General features: G+C 67.5%; 19 protein-coding genes. 13 read left to right on the top strand and 6 right to left on the bottom strand.

All coding sequences use genetic code 11. The features are described from left to right. The first annotated feature begins 37 nt into the window (after positions 1-37). From GO592_RS33145 to GO592_RS33080, 13 genes are all read left to right on the top strand, one after another. Entirely contained in the window at positions 38-430 is a 393-nt protein-coding gene (locus GO592_RS33145) for an ArsR/SmtB family transcription factor (RefSeq protein WP_005567964.1), read from the top strand. Next, complete coding sequence (gene arsB, locus GO592_RS33140; protein ID WP_007299873.1) at positions 427-1548, top strand: ACR3 family arsenite efflux transporter; 1122 nt, start codon at positions 427-429, stop codon at positions 1546-1548. The genes GO592_RS33145 and arsB overlap by 4 nt, the downstream gene beginning before the upstream one ends. Beyond that, on the top strand, positions 1548-1826 hold the full coding sequence (locus GO592_RS33135; protein WP_007299872.1) for a hypothetical protein: 279 nt from the start codon (positions 1548-1550) through the stop codon (positions 1824-1826). Before arsB ends, GO592_RS33135 begins: the two co-directional genes overlap by 1 nt. A 62-nt stretch (positions 1827-1888) precedes the next feature. After that, positions 1889-2299, top strand: coding sequence for an arsenate reductase ArsC (locus GO592_RS33130; protein ID WP_007299871.1), 411 nt, complete (start codon positions 1889-1891; stop codon positions 2297-2299). A 17-nt stretch (positions 2300-2316) separates the two neighbouring features. Beyond that, positions 2317-2736: an arsenate-mycothiol transferase ArsC gene (locus GO592_RS33125; RefSeq protein ID WP_039952588.1), complete on the top strand. Its 420-nt coding sequence runs from the start codon at positions 2317-2319 to the stop codon at positions 2734-2736. Between the two features lie 20 nt (positions 2737-2756). After that, the gene (arsD, locus tag GO592_RS33120) at positions 2757-3176 is read left to right on the top strand and encodes an arsenite efflux transporter metallochaperone ArsD (protein ID WP_007299869.1); all 420 of its coding nucleotides are present in this window, start codon (positions 2757-2759) and stop codon (positions 3174-3176) included. A 15-nt stretch (positions 3177-3191) separates the two neighbouring features. Further along, positions 3192-4961 carry an arsenical pump-driving ATPase gene (arsA, locus tag GO592_RS33115; RefSeq protein ID WP_007299868.1) on the top strand — a complete coding sequence of 590 codons (1770 nt, stop codon included), beginning with the start codon at positions 3192-3194 and terminating at the stop codon, positions 4959-4961. Between the two features lie 997 nt (positions 4962-5958). Next, on the top strand, positions 5959-6276 hold the full coding sequence (locus tag GO592_RS33105; protein WP_007299867.1) for a DUF302 domain-containing protein: 318 nt from the start codon (positions 5959-5961) through the stop codon (positions 6274-6276). A gap of 105 nt (positions 6277-6381) precedes the next feature. Next, positions 6382-6654, top strand: coding sequence for a metal-sensitive transcriptional regulator (locus GO592_RS33100; RefSeq protein WP_012686900.1), 273 nt, complete (start codon positions 6382-6384; stop codon positions 6652-6654). A 45-nt stretch (positions 6655-6699) separates the two neighbouring features. Continuing rightward, positions 6700-6948 (top strand): YgaP family membrane protein, encoded by a 249-nt coding sequence (locus GO592_RS33095; protein ID WP_007296769.1) that lies wholly within the window; start codon positions 6700-6702, stop codon positions 6946-6948. 60 nt (positions 6949-7008) lie between these two features. Continuing rightward, a complete protein-coding gene (locus tag GO592_RS33090) occupies positions 7009-7422 on the top strand; it encodes a DUF302 domain-containing protein (RefSeq protein ID WP_007296768.1) in 414 nt (137 codons plus the stop codon). A gap of 44 nt (positions 7423-7466) precedes the next feature. After that, entirely contained in the window at positions 7467-8240 is a 774-nt protein-coding gene (locus GO592_RS33085) for a sulfite exporter TauE/SafE family protein (RefSeq protein ID WP_202715059.1), read from the top strand. 86 nt (positions 8241-8326) lie between these two features. Further along, a complete protein-coding gene (locus tag GO592_RS33080) occupies positions 8327-9688 on the top strand; it encodes an MBL fold metallo-hydrolase (protein ID WP_202715058.1) in 1362 nt (453 codons plus the stop codon). A 55-nt stretch (positions 9689-9743) separates the two neighbouring features. Here the strand turns inward: GO592_RS33080 and GO592_RS33075 are convergent, their stop codons facing one another. From GO592_RS33075 to GO592_RS33050, 6 genes are all read right to left on the bottom strand, one after another. Further along, entirely contained in the window at positions 9744-10178 is a 435-nt protein-coding gene (locus GO592_RS33075) for a GAF domain-containing protein (RefSeq protein WP_272943281.1), read from the bottom strand. Positions 10179-10310: 132 nt separating this feature from the next. Continuing rightward, the gene (locus GO592_RS33070; RefSeq protein WP_007298615.1) at positions 10311-11597 is read right to left on the bottom strand and encodes an alpha/beta fold hydrolase; all 1287 of its coding nucleotides are present in this window, start codon (positions 11595-11597) and stop codon (positions 10311-10313) included. Positions 11598-11756: 159 nt separating this feature from the next. Continuing rightward, complete coding sequence (locus GO592_RS33065; protein ID WP_007298616.1) at positions 11757-12203, bottom strand: SRPBCC family protein; 447 nt, start codon at positions 12201-12203, stop codon at positions 11757-11759. 6 nt (positions 12204-12209) lie between these two features. Then, complete coding sequence (locus GO592_RS33060) at positions 12210-12665, bottom strand: nitroreductase family deazaflavin-dependent oxidoreductase (protein WP_007298617.1); 456 nt, start codon at positions 12663-12665, stop codon at positions 12210-12212. A gap of 257 nt (positions 12666-12922) precedes the next feature. Next, entirely contained in the window at positions 12923-13366 is a 444-nt protein-coding gene (locus GO592_RS33055) for a DUF7144 family membrane protein (RefSeq protein WP_007298618.1), read from the bottom strand. 339 nt (positions 13367-13705) lie between these two features. Then, on the bottom strand, positions 13706-14122 hold the full coding sequence (locus GO592_RS33050) for a CopG family transcriptional regulator (RefSeq protein WP_007298619.1): 417 nt from the start codon (positions 14120-14122) through the stop codon (positions 13706-13708). Between the last annotated feature and the right edge of the window lie 7 nt (positions 14123-14129).

Here is a 14129-nt window from a genome sequence, read left to right as displayed (position 1 = left end):
CGTTGCACCCTGATTCGACATATGTCAATATCGACGTATGTCGAATCAGGAATCGTCGGACGGTGGCGCGTGCTGCTCGCCGCTGGTACGTGAACCCTTGACCGAGGACTGGGCCGGGGATCTGGCCCGGATGTTCAAGGCGCTCGGCGATCCGGTACGCCTGCGCCTGCTGAGCCTGATCGCCAGCCACGCCGGTGGTGAGGCCTGCGTGTGCGACATCTCCGAGTCGTTCGACCTGTCGCAGCCGACGATCTCACATCATCTGAAGGTTCTCCGCGCCGCCGGACTGCTGGACTGCGAGCGTCGCGGCACCTGGGTGTACTACTGGGTGATCCCGTCGGCACTGCAGCAACTGTCTGCTGTGCTGCTGACCGAGAGCGGACCGGTCGTCCCATCCGAGACCTGCACCTCCACGGAGGTTCCGGCATGAGCGAGGTCTCGACCACCGAACACCCCGCCGTCGTCGGCAAACTTTCCACCCTGGACCGGTTCCTGCCGGTGTGGATCGGCGTCGCCATGGTCGCCGGACTGCTCCTCGGCCGGATGATTCCCGGGCTCGGGGATGCCCTGTCCGCGGTGGAGATCGACGGCATCTCGTTGCCGATCGCCCTCGGCCTGCTGATCATGATGTACCCGGTGCTCGCCAAGGTCCGCTACGACCGACTCGACACCGTCACCGGCGACCGCAAACTGCTCATCGGATCACTGGTGCTGAACTGGGTGCTCGGACCCGCCCTGATGTTCGCCCTGGCCTGGTTGCTGCTGCCGGATCTGGCCGAGTACCGCACCGGGCTGATCATCGTCGGCCTGGCCCGCTGCATCGCCATGGTCATCATCTGGAACGACCTCGCCTGCGGTGACCGCGAGGCCGCCGCCGTGTTGGTCGCGATCAACTCGGTGTTCCAGGTGATCATGTTCGCCGTGCTCGGCTGGTTCTACCTGTCCGTGCTGCCCGGCTGGCTCGGCCTCGAGCAGACCACCATCGACACCTCGCCGTGGCAGATCGCGAAGTCGGTGCTCATCTTCCTGGGCATCCCCCTGCTCGCCGGCTACCTCACCCGCCGCTTCGGCGTAAAAGCCAAGGGTCGCACCTGGTACGAAACCAAGTTCATCCCGAAGATCGGGCCCTGGGCGCTGTACGGCCTGCTGTTCACGATCGTGATCCTCTTCGCTCTCCAAGGTGAGCAGATCACCTCCCAGCCGTGGGACGTCGTCCGGATCGCGCTCCCGCTTCTCGCCTATTTCGCGATCATGTGGGGCGGCGGCTACGCCCTCGGCGCCGTCATGGGCCTCGGGTACGAGCGCACCACCACGTTGGCGTTCACCGCCGCGGGCAACAACTTCGAACTCGCCATCGCCGTCGCCATCGCCACCTACGGCGCCACCTCCGGGCAGGCCCTGGCCGGTGTCGTCGGACCACTGATCGAGGTCCCCGTCCTCGTGGGCCTGGTCTACGTATCCCTGGCGCTGCGCACACGGTTCTCGCATTCCGCTGGTTTCACCGACACCCCCGCAACCCCATCTGCAGCAGTGACGAAGGAGTCCTGATGCCCGATCCGCTCGATGAGGAACTGCGTTCCCAGATCCACCGGGCGCAACCGGAACTGCTGATGCCCCAAGCCGTGCTCTCCCGCACCGCCGAGTACCTGGCCGCCAAGTACACCGGCGTCTTCTCCCCACAGACGTTGGAGCGGTACGTCTTTGAGTCCTACACCGCGCTGCGGCGCACCGCGAAGGTACACACCCACCCCGTCGCGGATCACCCGCACTACCTCGGCACCCGGGTTCGCCAGCTGCTGCGCGAGCTCACCACCGTCCCAGCCTGACCGAACCGGTCGGTGTCGGGCCCCACCGACTTCCGTTCCCGTTCCACCGAAAGGACTTCTTCATGTCCACCACCTCGAGCGTGTTGTTCGTCTGCGTCCACAACGCCGGCCGCTCCCAGATGGCCGCCGGATTCCTCTCCCACCTCGCCGGTGACCGGGTCGAGGTCCGCTCCGCCGGGTCCGCCCCGGCCGCAACAATCAACTCCGCCGCCGTCGAGGCCATGGCCGAGATCGGGATCGACATCTCCGCCCAGTCCCCGAAGATCCTCACCCCGGACGCCGTGCAGACCTCCGACGTGGTGATCACCATGGGCTGCGGCGACGCCTGCCCCGTCTTCCCCGGGGTCAGCTACCGCGACTGGGCGCTCGAGGACCCGGCCGGCAAGGGCGTCGACGCGGTCCGTCCGATCCGCGACGAAATCCGGAGCCGGGTCGAGGCGCTGATCGCCGAACTCGTCCCCGCCACCGCCTGAGAGACGGAGACGAGACGATGAGCAGGCCCTCCGTGTTGTTCGTGTGCGTGAAGAACGGCGGCAAGTCGCAGATGGCCGCCGGACTGATGCGCAAGGCCGCCGGTGACGCGGTCGAGGTGTATTCGGCCGGCACCAAACCCGGCAACAGCGTGAACGCCCTCTCGGCGGAGTCGCTGCTCGAGGTCGGAATGGACATCTCTGGTGAGACCCCGACACTGATCGACCCGCAATTGGTCCGCGATGTCGATGTGGTCGTCACCCTCGGCCGCGAGGCCCACGTCGACCCGGTGGACGGCACCCGGTTCGAGAACTGGGACACCATTGAGCCGTCCGAGCGCGGCATCGACGGGATCGAGCGGATGCGGCTGGTCCGCGACGACATCGCCGCCCGCGTGAATCAGCTCGCCGCCCAACTCCGCGCCACCCACCAGTCCTGAGATCGGCCGAGGAGAACACCATGAGCACCATCGAAATTTTCGAACCCGCCCTGTGCTGCAACACCGGCGTCTGCGGCGACGACGTCGACCAGGGTCTGGTCACCTTCTCCGCCGACATGGACTGGGTCCGCTCCCAGGGCGGGGACATCGCCCGGTTCAACCTGGCCAGCGAACCGCTCGCCTTCGCCGAGCGCGAACCCGTCAAGGCGTTCCTCCAGGTCTCGGGATCCGAAGGACTGCCCCTGGTGCTCGTCGACGGTGTCACCGCGCTGACCGGCCGCTACCCCGACCGCACCCAGCTCGCCAAGTGGGCCGGCATCGGCACCGACACCCCGGACGCGGGCGCACCGGCCGGCATCACCATGCTCGGGCTCACCGACACCACCGACGCCGGATCCTGCTGCTCCCCCACCGACACCGGCAGCACCAGCTGCTGCTGAAAGGCATTGCCCGCAATGAAGTTTCTCGACACCCCGCCCCGCTTCCTGTTCTTCACCGGTAAGGGCGGGGTCGGGAAGACCTCGATCGCCTGCGCCGCAGCCATCACGCTTGCCCGCGCGGGCAAGCGGGTGCTGCTGGTGAGCACCGACCCCGCCTCCAACGTCGGGCAGGTCTTCGGGCTGACCATCGGCAACACCGTCACCGACGTCCTCACCGTGCCCGGGCTCTCGGCGCTCGAGATCGACCCCGAGCAGGCCGCCGACGCCTACCGCGAACGCATCGTCGGACCGGTGCGGGGTTTGTTGCCGGAGAAGGAGCTGACGTCGATCACCGAGCAGCTGTCCGGGTCGTGCACCACCGAGATCGCCTCGTTCAACGAGTTCACCGCCCTGCTCACCGACCTCGACACCCTTGCAGACTTCGACCACGTGCTCTTCGACACCGCCCCCACCGGGCACACCATCCGGCTGCTGCAGCTGCCCGGGTCGTGGACCGACTTCCTCAGCGCCGGCAAGGGCGACGCCTCCTGCCTGGGCCCGATGTCCGGGCTCGAGAAGCAGCGCACCATCTACGCCGACGCCGTCGCCGCCCTCGCCGATCCTCAGCGCACCCGCCTGGTCCTGGTCACCCGCGCCCAGAGCGCCCCGCTCGCCGAGATCGCCCGCACCCACACCGAACTCGCCGACATCGGGCTCACCCACCAGCACGTCGTCGTCAACGGTGTCCTCCCCACCCCCGAGGACTGCGACCAACTCGCCGCCGCGATCCGCGACCGCGAACAGGCCGCCCTCGATGCTCTTCCCCGCGAACTGCGCACCTTGCCGCTCGACGAGATCGAACTCAAGGCCACCAACATGGTCGGCATCAGCGCACTCGAGAGCCTGTTCACCCCGCACCCTGCCACGACCCCCCAGGCCCTCGCCGAGGATGCGGCACCGTTCCCGGATGCGCCGCTGTCCGCCCTGATCGACGAACTCGCCGACGCCGATCACGGGCTGATCATGTGCATGGGCAAGGGCGGGGTCGGCAAGACCACCCTCGCCGCCGCGATCGCCGTCGCCCTCGCCCAGCGTGGCCACCAGGTGCACCTGACCACCACCGACCCGGCCGCGCATCTGACCGACACCCTCGCCGGGAACCTCGACGGCCTGCAGGTGTCGCGGATCGACCCCGCCGTCGCCACCGCGCAGTACCGGGACCGGGTGCTGGCCACGAAGGGTGCAGCACTGGACGAACAAGGTCGGGCCACCCTCGCCGAGGACCTGGCCTCGCCGTGCACCGAGGAAGTCGCTGTCTTCCAAGCGTTCTCCCGGGTCATCCACGAATCCCGGCGGAAGTTCGTCGTCGTCGACACCGCCCCCACCGGGCACACCCTGCTGCTCCTCGATGCCACCGGCTCGTATCACCGGGAGATCGCCCGGCAGATGGGCGACAGCACAAACTTCACCACCCCGCTGATGCGGTTGCAGAACCCGGAAGAGACGAAGGTCCTGCTCGTCACGCTCGCCGAAACCACCCCGCGCCTCGAAGCCGAAGGGTTGCAGGCCGACCTGCAACGCGCCGGGATCGAGTCGTGGGCCTGGGTGGTCAACAACTCCCTCGCTGCAGCAAACCCGACATCGGAACTGCTCCAGCAAAGGTCGGTCACCGAGCGGGACGAGATCGACACCATCACTCGGACACACAGCCGGTATGCGATCGTTCCGATGTTGCCGGCCGAACCAATCGGAACAGGAGCTCTTGCCGCGCTCACTGGAGCCGAGGACACGGTCACCGCCAGCTAAGGCAGCCCCCGGTTTCCCGGTTCCATTGTCGAGCACGATGGGTCAATGATTCCCGGTCGTGCAGGCAGTGGATCTGCTCCGAGAGTTCCTGGCCGAGGATCTGGCCGACCACGCAGCATTGAGACGGCGCCACCCAAGCCTGACCACGCAGAAAGTCCCACAAGCGGCCGAGTCGCACACGCACACGTTCAGTGCGCGCACTGAACGTGCCTCGCACCAAGCCAGCGGGACGAAGTGGTCGCCGAGTTCGACCTGCGCGCGCAGAGTAACCGGCCGACCCGTGCGCCCCCAGGCCCCACCGAACACCGACACCGCACGTCGCGTCGCGACACGTCGCCGAACTCTTTGCTACCAAAAAGCGTGGGTAACCTCCCGGCACACCACCACCCGAATCCATGACCAGCTCACCGCCTCTCCAACCTGCCCGCGCGGCCACGACCAGTCTCCACCCACAGGTCTGCACGCTGATGCCAACACAGCCGATTTCCCGCCGAGCGCCCACCGGCAGCCGGCCATTCTCGAGGCACTGTGCGCCACCGCGGATCCCCCGAGACCGCCGCAACCCGGATCGCGTGTCGCTCAACTACCCGTGGGGGTCGAGGCGGGAGGAAACCGGCACAGAACAGCTGTGGTCATTCGCACACTTCCCATGTATAGATACCCTCAGGGGTATATTTGGCGGCGTTACGATCAGCGGTATCCAAGGAGGAACCCACCATGTGTTATCCAGTTACGTGCCCCGGCTGCGGAAAGACGACCTGGGGAGGCTGCGGTGCACACGTCGACGGTGTCATGAAGACCGTGCCCGAATCCCAGAAGTGCACCTGCGAGGACAATCCCGCTCCCCCCGCGAAATCCGGATTCTTCAGCACACTCTTCGGCCGCTGACCGCACCACCCACCCACCCTGCCGGGAGACCCTTGCCACCCAGACTGCCGGCCACCGCACACTCGAGAATGCCGTCGACAAGGCCGGGACTCGTCGACGGAGCAGGGATTTGACTCGCACCGAGAGTGAGATGCAGGCCGGCGCGACAGCGAAGCTCGGCGAGAGGATGGAATGCAATGCCACCCTCGGCGACCTGCACTCCCCGCCCGCGGATCGAGCGGTCAAACCCAATCGGCAGATCGGACTGCTGCCCTGCGACGTCCTCGTGCGCGAAGGCCCGTCCACCCTCGGCGTCACTGAGCTCCTCGACGCGCTGCTGATCCGCCTGATCTTGCGGCCGGTACCGCTGTGGCCGACCGGGCACGCCGCCTTGTGGTCACCGGCCTGGCTGCGCAAGGTCTTGCCGAAGATCAGCTTCTCCCACTGAACGCCGGGACCGTGGCCGCGGGTGGGGTGGGGCATTGCACAATGCAACCACCGCACCCGTACCCCCGGGGGTATACTGTCATCAGGTCTCAGGAAAGGAACCATGATGGTCGGCGACGAAGACAGCATTGCATTGGTACTCAACCGGCTCCGCCGTGCCCACGGGCAGCTCGCCGGGGTGATCTCGATGATCGAGCAGGGCCGCGACTGCAAGGACGTCGTCACCCAACTCGCCGCGGTCTCCCGCGCCCTGGACAAGGCCGGGTTCAAGATCGTGGCCACCGGCCTACGCGAATGCCTCACCGGCGAGGCGGCCGAGAAAGGCAAGGAGCCGATGACCGAGGCCGAACTCGAGAAACTCTTCCTCGCCCTCGCCTGAGCCACTTTCACCCCGACCTCCGTTCGACGTCGACGAAAGGCGACCATGACCGACGCTCTCCCCGCCCGCGGCTGGACGATCGAGCGGGTGGTCCCGTTGCTGGCCGGAACGATGGTGCTCGCGAGCCTCGCACTCACCGTGGCTTTTTCGTTGTGGTGGCTGCTGCTCACCAGGTTCGTCGGGGCCAACCTTTTGCTGTTCGGCGCGGCGGGGTGGTGCCCGGCGAGTCTGCCGCTGCACCGCCTCGGCGTACCGCGCCTCGTCGCGGCGTCTCCCGCCCCATCGGGACGATGATCGGGGCAGGTGACCGGCCGATCCCATCCCATATTCTCCGAGAAAAGGCAGCACACGCTCATGACGCTCGCACTGTCGACCACCCTGCACACCTCGTTCGCCGACGCGGTGGACCGCACCCGCAAAGCCCTGGCGGACCAAGGCTTCGGGGTCCTCACCGAGATCGATATGAAGGCCACCCTGAAGGCGAAACTCGGTGAGGACATGGAGGACTATCTGATCCTCGGTGCCTGCAATCCGCCGCTCGCCCATCGCGCGGTCACCGTGGACCGGCAGATCGGGCTGCTGCTGCCGTGCAACGTCGTCGTGCGCGCCGACCCGGCTGATCCGGGTGCGGTGCTGGTCGATGCGATGAACCCGCAGGTGATGGTTCAGGTCGCCGACCAACCCGGGCTCGGGGCGGTCGCCGACGACGCCACCGCCGCATTGCAGGCCGCCATCGACACCCTCTCCCAGGACACCGGCGACCGGTAACCACACCCGCCCCCGCCCCCACGGCTGATGGCGAAAGGAGTTATGTGGAAATAACGATCGCACTCGCGCTCGGGGCGATCATCGGTGTCCTGCTCGGACTCCTCGGCGGCGGCGGGTCGATCCTGGCCGTCCCCGCGCTGGTCTTCGGCCTCGGCCTCGACCTCGAACAGGCCATTCCGATCTCCCTGCTCGTGATCGGTGTCGCCTCCCTCGTCGGAGCCGTCCCGAAAATTCGCGAGCACCAAGTGAATTGGCGCATGGCCGGGGTATTCGCCGCCTGCGGCATTCCCGCCACCTTCGCCGGCAGCGCGATCGGGCGCCTGCTGCCGCAATCGGTGGTCCTGATCGGTTTCGCCGCCGTGATGGTCGTCGCCGGGATCCGGATGCTGATGGACCGAAGCGACACCGGCACGGCCTGCGAGGTCGGGGACTCGGGGATCGACTGGCGCCGCTGCGCCCCCCGATCGATCCCCGCCGGGATCGCGGTGGGCTTCCTGACCGGCCTCTTCGGTGTCGGCGGCGGATTCTTGATCATCCCCGCCCTGGTGCTGATGCTCGGTCTGGACATGTCGGTCGCGGTCGGCACCTCGCTGGTCATCATCGTCGCGAACTCGGCGGCCGGTCTGGTCTCGCACCTGAGCGGCGCGAGCATCGACTGGGCGATCACCTTCGCGTTCGCGGGCACCGCGATCGCAGGGTCCCTGATCGCCGGTCATTTCGGCACCAAGGTCGACACCGACCGGCTGCAGCGGTGGTTCGCCTATCTCGTCTTCGCCGTCGCCGCCTACGTGCTGATCGACACGATCTTGCTGCGCTGATGCCGCGGGCGGCTTGCATCACACCGTTTCACCTATGCCCTCCCGGGCATGCGAACACCAGAGAACATGTGAGGAAGGTACGAGTCATGGATGTATCGATCATCGAGACCTCCAGTCTGGGCGACCGCAGTTACCTGATCAGCGACGGCGCCGTCGGCGTCGTCGTCGACCCGCAACGCGACATCGACCGGGTCTTAACTCTCGCCCACGACCGCGGCGTGCGGATCACCCACGTCCTCGAGACCCACATCCACAACGACTACGTCACCGGTGGCCTCGAGCTGGCCCGCACCGTCGGCGCCGAATACGCCGTCCCCACCGGCGACGACGTCGGCTACCAGCGGCGCGCCGTCGATGACGGCGACGTCATCGACGCCGGACCGATCCAATTGCAGGTCATGCACACCCCCGGCCACACCCACAACCACGTCAGCTACGTCCTCCGCGACACCGCCGGCACCCCCCACGCAGTCTTCACCGGTGGATCGATGCTCTTCGGCACCACCGGCCGCACCGACCTCCTCGGCAAGGCCCACACCCGGGAACTGACCCACGCCCAGTACCACTCGGTGCACCGCTTGGCGGACGAGCTCCCCGCCGACACCAAGATCTACCCCACCCACGGATTCGGCAGCTTCTGCGCCGCCACCCCCGCGAGCGGGGACTCCTCCACCGTCGGCGAACAACGCACCACCAACCCCGCCCTCACCCAAGACGAGCAAAGCTACGTCGACGAACTGATCGCCGGTCTGTCCGAGTATCCCGCCTACTACGCCCACATGGGCGTGATCAACACCCGAGGACCGGCCCCGGTCGACCTGTCGCTGCCCGCACCCGTCGACCCGGACGAGCTCCGCCGCCGCATCGAGGCCGGCGAATGGGTCGTGGACCTGCGGGAGCGCACCGCCTTCGCCGCCGGCCACCTCGGCGGCACCCTCGGCTTCGAGCTGTCTGACTCGTTCGTCACCTACCTCGGCTGGCTCTACCAGTGGGGTGCACCCCTGACCCTGATCGGCGAAAACGAAGACCAGGTCACCGACGCCCGCCGCGAACTGGTCCGCATCGGCATCGACGACCTCACCGGCGCCGCGATCGGCGAAATCCACACCCTCGTCGCCGGCACCGAACTGCGCTCCTACCGGGTCGCCAACTTTCCCAGCCTCGCAGAGGCACTGCGTAAGAAGGACGTCACCGTCGTCGACGTCCGCAAACGCGACGAATACGCCGAGAGCCACATCGACGGAGCGATCAACATTCCCCTCCACGAGCTCCTCGGCCGCATGAGCGAGCTACCTACCGGTGAGGTCTGGGTGCACTGCGCCTCCGGCTACCGCGCCTCCGTCGCCGCCTCGATGATCGACCGACCCGACCGCACCACCGTGCTGATCAACGACGACTACGAGAACGCGAAGGACACCCGTGGGATCGGGGTGGCCGCCCAACGCTGAAAGCAACTCCTGGCGACCACGGCATGGCGCAGGACGGTCATGCACGCATCGGTGATCACCGTCCCCGCGTGCACGTGGGGATCCGGTCCCGCTCGGCGATCAGCGACACGGCCGCCAGCTGGCGTTGATCGTCGGCCAGTTTCAACGCGAGGGCGGCCTGGTCGGCGAAGGCCGCGGCCAGCGGCAGTTGGCAGTCGTCGAACGGTTCCCGGCCGCGGTTGCGGACGAGGGCGAGGACCCCGGTCACCGAGTCCGCGGACACCCGCAGCGGCAGCAGCAAAGCCGGACCATGCGGGCCGGTATCGCTGATCTGCGGCACCTGGATCAGGTTCCCGGTGCGGTAGGCCCGCCCGGTCGCCGTGTCGTCGACACCGATCCGCAACCCGCCTTCGATGTACCAGCCGTCCTCGTTTCTGGATGCGAGTAGCCAGGACCTCCGCGCCCTCAACAGGCACGCCCTGCGCACGGAAAGGGTCGGAACATCCGCCATCTCGATCGGGGGGAATCAGCAGGGTCGACCTGACGACTTCTCACCACCAAGTTGGCACTGTGCCATTCACATGAACTTGTCGGAATCCTCAGCCCGGTCACCGCGGGGCGCCTCCTGTGCCCGAGCGGACCGCTACGGGCCGACCGGCAGATCTCGAGCCGTCGGGCGTCCAAGCCCGGGACGTCGGTGCGGCAAGCGGTACGTCGTCGGTGCGGCGCGCGAAGAGCCGAGAAACCGGCGCGTGAGGCCCATCGTCACGTCGGGCAGTTCCAGCTGAGGTACGTGTCCGCAGTCGGGGAGCACGACGGATTCCGCGGTAGGAACAGCCATGCTCACGTGCCGGGCGAACCGCGATGGGACCAGCCGGTCACGGCGCCCCCACAGGAACAGTGTCGGAGTCCGGACGGTGGTCAGTCGCTCCCAGAATCCGTTGTCGCCGAATGGTTCCTCGATGTAGATGTTGATCAGTGCGGACAGCGCCGCCCGGCGGCGGGCGCCCTGGGCCATCGCGATCTCGAACTCGTCGACGGCGGCCTCGAACCATGGTTGGGGCACCCGGTCGGGACGAGCGAACATCGCCTTGGCGCCCGCCATCACCACCCGACGCGGCAGGCCGATGGTCGGCAACCGGGCGATGTCCACCGGCCACCACCGGGCCAGGGGGGCCAGTTGGCGGAACCGGCGGAACGCCGGGGAGGGACACAGCAGCACGAGCTTGTCGACCATGTCGGGATCGCGCATGCCCAATTCCAGTGCGAGTCGGCCGCCCAGCGAATTACCGATCACCACCGCACCGTCGGCGTTCACGGTGTCGAGGAAGTCGCGCAACCAGCGGTGGAGTTGCTCGGCGGTGTAGGTCCAGGCCGGCGCCTCGGAGGCCCCGAACCCGGGCAGGTCGGGTGCCAGGACCCGGAAGTCCTCGGCCAGGTCGGCGAGAACCGGCAGCATCGACGCATTGGTGGCGCCGAGGCCGTGCAGCAGCACTACCGGGGGTGCGTCGGCAGGTCCTGCCTCGAGGTATGCGGTGCGCACCCCGCACGCGGTGACCTCACGAGACCGGGGGCGGGTGACGAGGTCGATGTCCGGAGCGAAGGCGCCTCCGATTTGGAGGACGGTCGCGAGGCTGCCGCGGGTGGTGAGGTCACCATCGAGGAATGCGTCCACCCCGCTGCGCCGGCCGATGAGCAAATCGGCGAGCGTGTCGGCGTCGGTGTGCACCGTACACGTCGGATCCGCGGCGACCTTCGTGGTCACCTCGGCCTTGCCATCGTCGACGGCGACGGTCCACCGTCCGTGTCCGGTGATGTCGAGGACGAGGCTCGCATCCGAATGGGTGAGCGCCGCATCGGTGAGGTCCCGGGGAAAGTGGTCCGCGAGGACAGAACCGGGATCGGCTGCTGGGCGTGACGACGTCGACACGGAGATCCTCCCGACTTCTGCGCCCCTGGTGAACCGGGCGATCCGGACTGAGTACCCCAAAGCGGGGACGTGTGCGCAGGCCCTGAACCCGCCTTGAAAACTGTCGCCGATCACGATATCCGCTCGCCGACGGCAAAAGCATCGGATTGACGGCGTGGATCAGGGCGGGTCGTTCCCGGCTTCGAGGACGTGCTCGAGGCCCGTCCAGATGGCGCGTTCCTGCCGCCGACCGATTAATCCGAGGACGGGTCCGGCGAGGCGCGCGAGGCCCGGCACCGTGATCTCCCACTCCCACCGAAACCGAGTGCCGCCCGCGGTGGGCTCGCATCGCATCTGTCCGGTCACGACCGCACCCGTCATGACGCTGCGGGACGCTAGCAGGTGAGGGCGGTCGAACCCGGTGTACTCGACGATCACCGCGAGTGGTTTGCCTCGGCGAAGAATGGTCGCGTGGAACCGTGTCCCCATCCCGATCGGCCCGTCGGTGATCTTGACCGAGTCGGTCATGGCCGGGTTGTAGCGCACCTCGTTGCGCTGATCGGCCACGAAGTCGAAAACCTCCTCGACCGGTCGAGCGATGTCGAGGCTGCCGCGGACCCGGACCATCGCCGGTCAGACCACTGGGACGAGTCGGATCAACGGGATGCGGCGGGTGGTCCGCTCGGGGACCTTGGCATAGGAAGGGGCGATGGCCACCACCCTCGGCCACCAGTGCTTCGCTTCCGCGTCGGTGAGCTCGACGGCGCGGACGGTGAGGGTGTGCCCGTCGACCTCGACCGTCGCCTCGGGGGTCGCCGTCAGGTTGTGATACCAGGCGGGATGTGTCGGGCGGCCACTGTTGGCGGCCACGACGATTCGGTCGGTGCCGTCGGGGAAGTACTGGAGCAGCACGGACCGAGCCATCCCGGTGCGCCGGCCCCGGGTTGTCAGCACCAGGACTCGTCGCCCCCACGGGCGCACGATGCGGCCCCTGGTCACGCGATAGAGCCAGACCCCGAACCGGCCGAACCGGGCGTCGAGATCGTGCTGGATCCGGGCCTTCGTTTGCTCACTCACCATCGTGCTCATCCCACCTTCCGTTCTCGGGCCGAGGAACTCGGCGAGTGTCTCGGTCCGCCGAGCATGCGACCGGCGCCTCCGCCCGTCCGAGTGGGCCGGCCACGCCCCTGCATCTCTGCTGCGCCAGGGATGGCGACGCAACACCTGGCCGATGGTGTCCTCCAGCCAGCGCATCCAGCTGCCGCGGGAGCCGAAGCTGGGCAGGCGCACCGAACCCGAGCATGGCGCCGGTGAGCCGGGTTGCACTGCCACCCCGGTCGGGCCGTTCAGGTCGGTGGCGAGGGTGGTGGGGGTGCTGCGAGATCCTTGTCCTTCGCGGTGTCCGGGATCCAGGTGAATATCGCCCAGATGACGACTACATCGAGCGCGATGATCAGGATCGACCACGCCGGGTAGTAGGGCAGCCACAGGAAATTGACGATGATCGACACTGCCGCGATGACGACCGCCAGCGTTCGCGCCCATATCCCGCCGGTGAACAGGGCGAGACCGACCAGCGCAATCACCACGCCGAGCACGATATGGATCCAACCCCACACGGTGAGATCGAACCTGTAGGTGTACTCGATACCCACGACGAACACGTCGTCGTTGGCGACCGCGGCGATGCCCTGGAGCACCTGAAGCCCACCGACGGTCACCAGAATGACCGCTGCCCCGATTGACGTGCCGGCCGCGATCTCCTGCTTGACGTTCGAATTCTCGGCCACGGTGGTTCACCCCTTCCTGGCTCGGTGCTGTGCTCTCATTGTGCGCTGCGCGCCGGGCACGACACCCGGACTTGCGCAATTCTCGGACCAGCCGTCGCATTGGCAGGTGGGACTTGAAGCCCGGGCTGCGAAGCCAGGCGGAACTTCAGCGCACCCCGGGACGAGGCGGCTTCCCCAGCGGCGCCGAAGTATCACCGATGACGCGGATGACGGCTTCCGAGCGGTGCCTGGCAAAGGCCATTCAGCCCTATCCAGCACACCGCAGGTGGCCTGGTAACCGCCGGAGGCGGGTACATGGGAACGGAACTCGCCCCGTTGAATTGGCCAGCGGCTGGCCGGTTAATCAGTCGTGCAAGGTGTGGCGTCGCGCCTGGCGGCGGGCGTGCCTGGCATGAGGTGCTTCCGGTTCTTCTCGCTGCGGAAGATCTCGCGGTTCACGGCCTGCTCGATCAATCCGGGCGCGTCGAGCACACGCTTCGCGGCGAGGCGCATCAACTCGGCGCGATCGGAGCCGACCCGTGCTGCCAGCGCGTCGAGTCTGTCGCGTAGCGGGGGGTCGAAGTGCACATTCGCCCTGGCTGGATAGATTTCGGGCCGGAGGTCTCGCAGTGGGGCGATGGTCTCCAGGTCCGTGGTGAGGTCACCGGGCTCGTCGAGTAGGCGCCGTAGGGCGACTCGGAGCAGTGCGGGGTTGAGCTTGTCCCCGTATCGGCCGGCGAGTCTCCAGATTTGCTGCTTGCTGGAAGGGTTGACCATGACGTCG

Origin of the sequence: Rhodococcus sp. 21391 (assembly GCF_016772255.1) — a bacterium.
GTDB lineage: Bacteria > Actinomycetota > Actinomycetes > Mycobacteriales > Mycobacteriaceae > Rhodococcus_F > Rhodococcus_F opacus.
The sequence above is the reverse complement of the archived record's forward strand: the minus strand, read 5'-3'. Positions and strand labels throughout refer to the sequence as shown.

Bases quoted from the DNA above. Each gene is read 5' to 3' on its own strand.
- GO592_RS33135 (WP_007299872.1), top strand. From the start codon at position 1,548: ATGCCCGATCCGCTCGATGAGGAACTGCGTTCCCAGATCCACCGGGCG.
- arsA (WP_007299868.1), top strand. From the start codon at position 3,192: ATGAAGTTTCTCGACACCCCGCCCCGCTTCCTGTTCTTCACCGGTAAG.
- GO592_RS33095 (WP_007296769.1), top strand. From the start codon at position 6,700: ATGACCGACGCTCTCCCCGCCCGCGGCTGGACGATCGAGCGGGTGGTC.
- GO592_RS33125 (WP_039952588.1), top strand. From the start codon at position 2,317: ATGAGCAGGCCCTCCGTGTTGTTCGTGTGCGTGAAGAACGGCGGCAAG.
- GO592_RS33060 (WP_007298617.1), bottom strand. From the start codon at position 12,665: ATGAGCACGATGGTGAGTGAGCAAACGAAGGCCCGGATCCAGCACGAT.
- GO592_RS33145 (WP_005567964.1), top strand. From the start codon at position 38: ATGTCGAATCAGGAATCGTCGGACGGTGGCGCGTGCTGCTCGCCGCTG.
- GO592_RS33080 (WP_202715058.1), top strand. From the start codon at position 8,327: ATGGATGTATCGATCATCGAGACCTCCAGTCTGGGCGACCGCAGTTAC.
- GO592_RS33090 (WP_007296768.1), top strand. From the start codon at position 7,009: ATGACGCTCGCACTGTCGACCACCCTGCACACCTCGTTCGCCGACGCG.
- GO592_RS33130 (WP_007299871.1), top strand. From the start codon at position 1,889: ATGTCCACCACCTCGAGCGTGTTGTTCGTCTGCGTCCACAACGCCGGC.
- GO592_RS33050 (WP_007298619.1), bottom strand. From the start codon at position 14,122: ATGGTCAACCCTTCCAGCAAGCAGCAAATCTGGAGACTCGCCGGCCGA.
- GO592_RS33100 (WP_012686900.1), top strand. From the start codon at position 6,382: ATGGTCGGCGACGAAGACAGCATTGCATTGGTACTCAACCGGCTCCGC.
- GO592_RS33065 (WP_007298616.1), bottom strand. From the start codon at position 12,203: ATGGTCCGGGTCCGCGGCAGCCTCGACATCGCTCGACCGGTCGAGGAG.
- arsB (WP_007299873.1), top strand. From the start codon at position 427: ATGAGCGAGGTCTCGACCACCGAACACCCCGCCGTCGTCGGCAAACTT.
- arsD (WP_007299869.1), top strand. From the start codon at position 2,757: ATGAGCACCATCGAAATTTTCGAACCCGCCCTGTGCTGCAACACCGGC.
- GO592_RS33075 (WP_272943281.1), bottom strand. From the start codon at position 10,178: ATGGCGGATGTTCCGACCCTTTCCGTGCGCAGGGCGTGCCTGTTGAGG.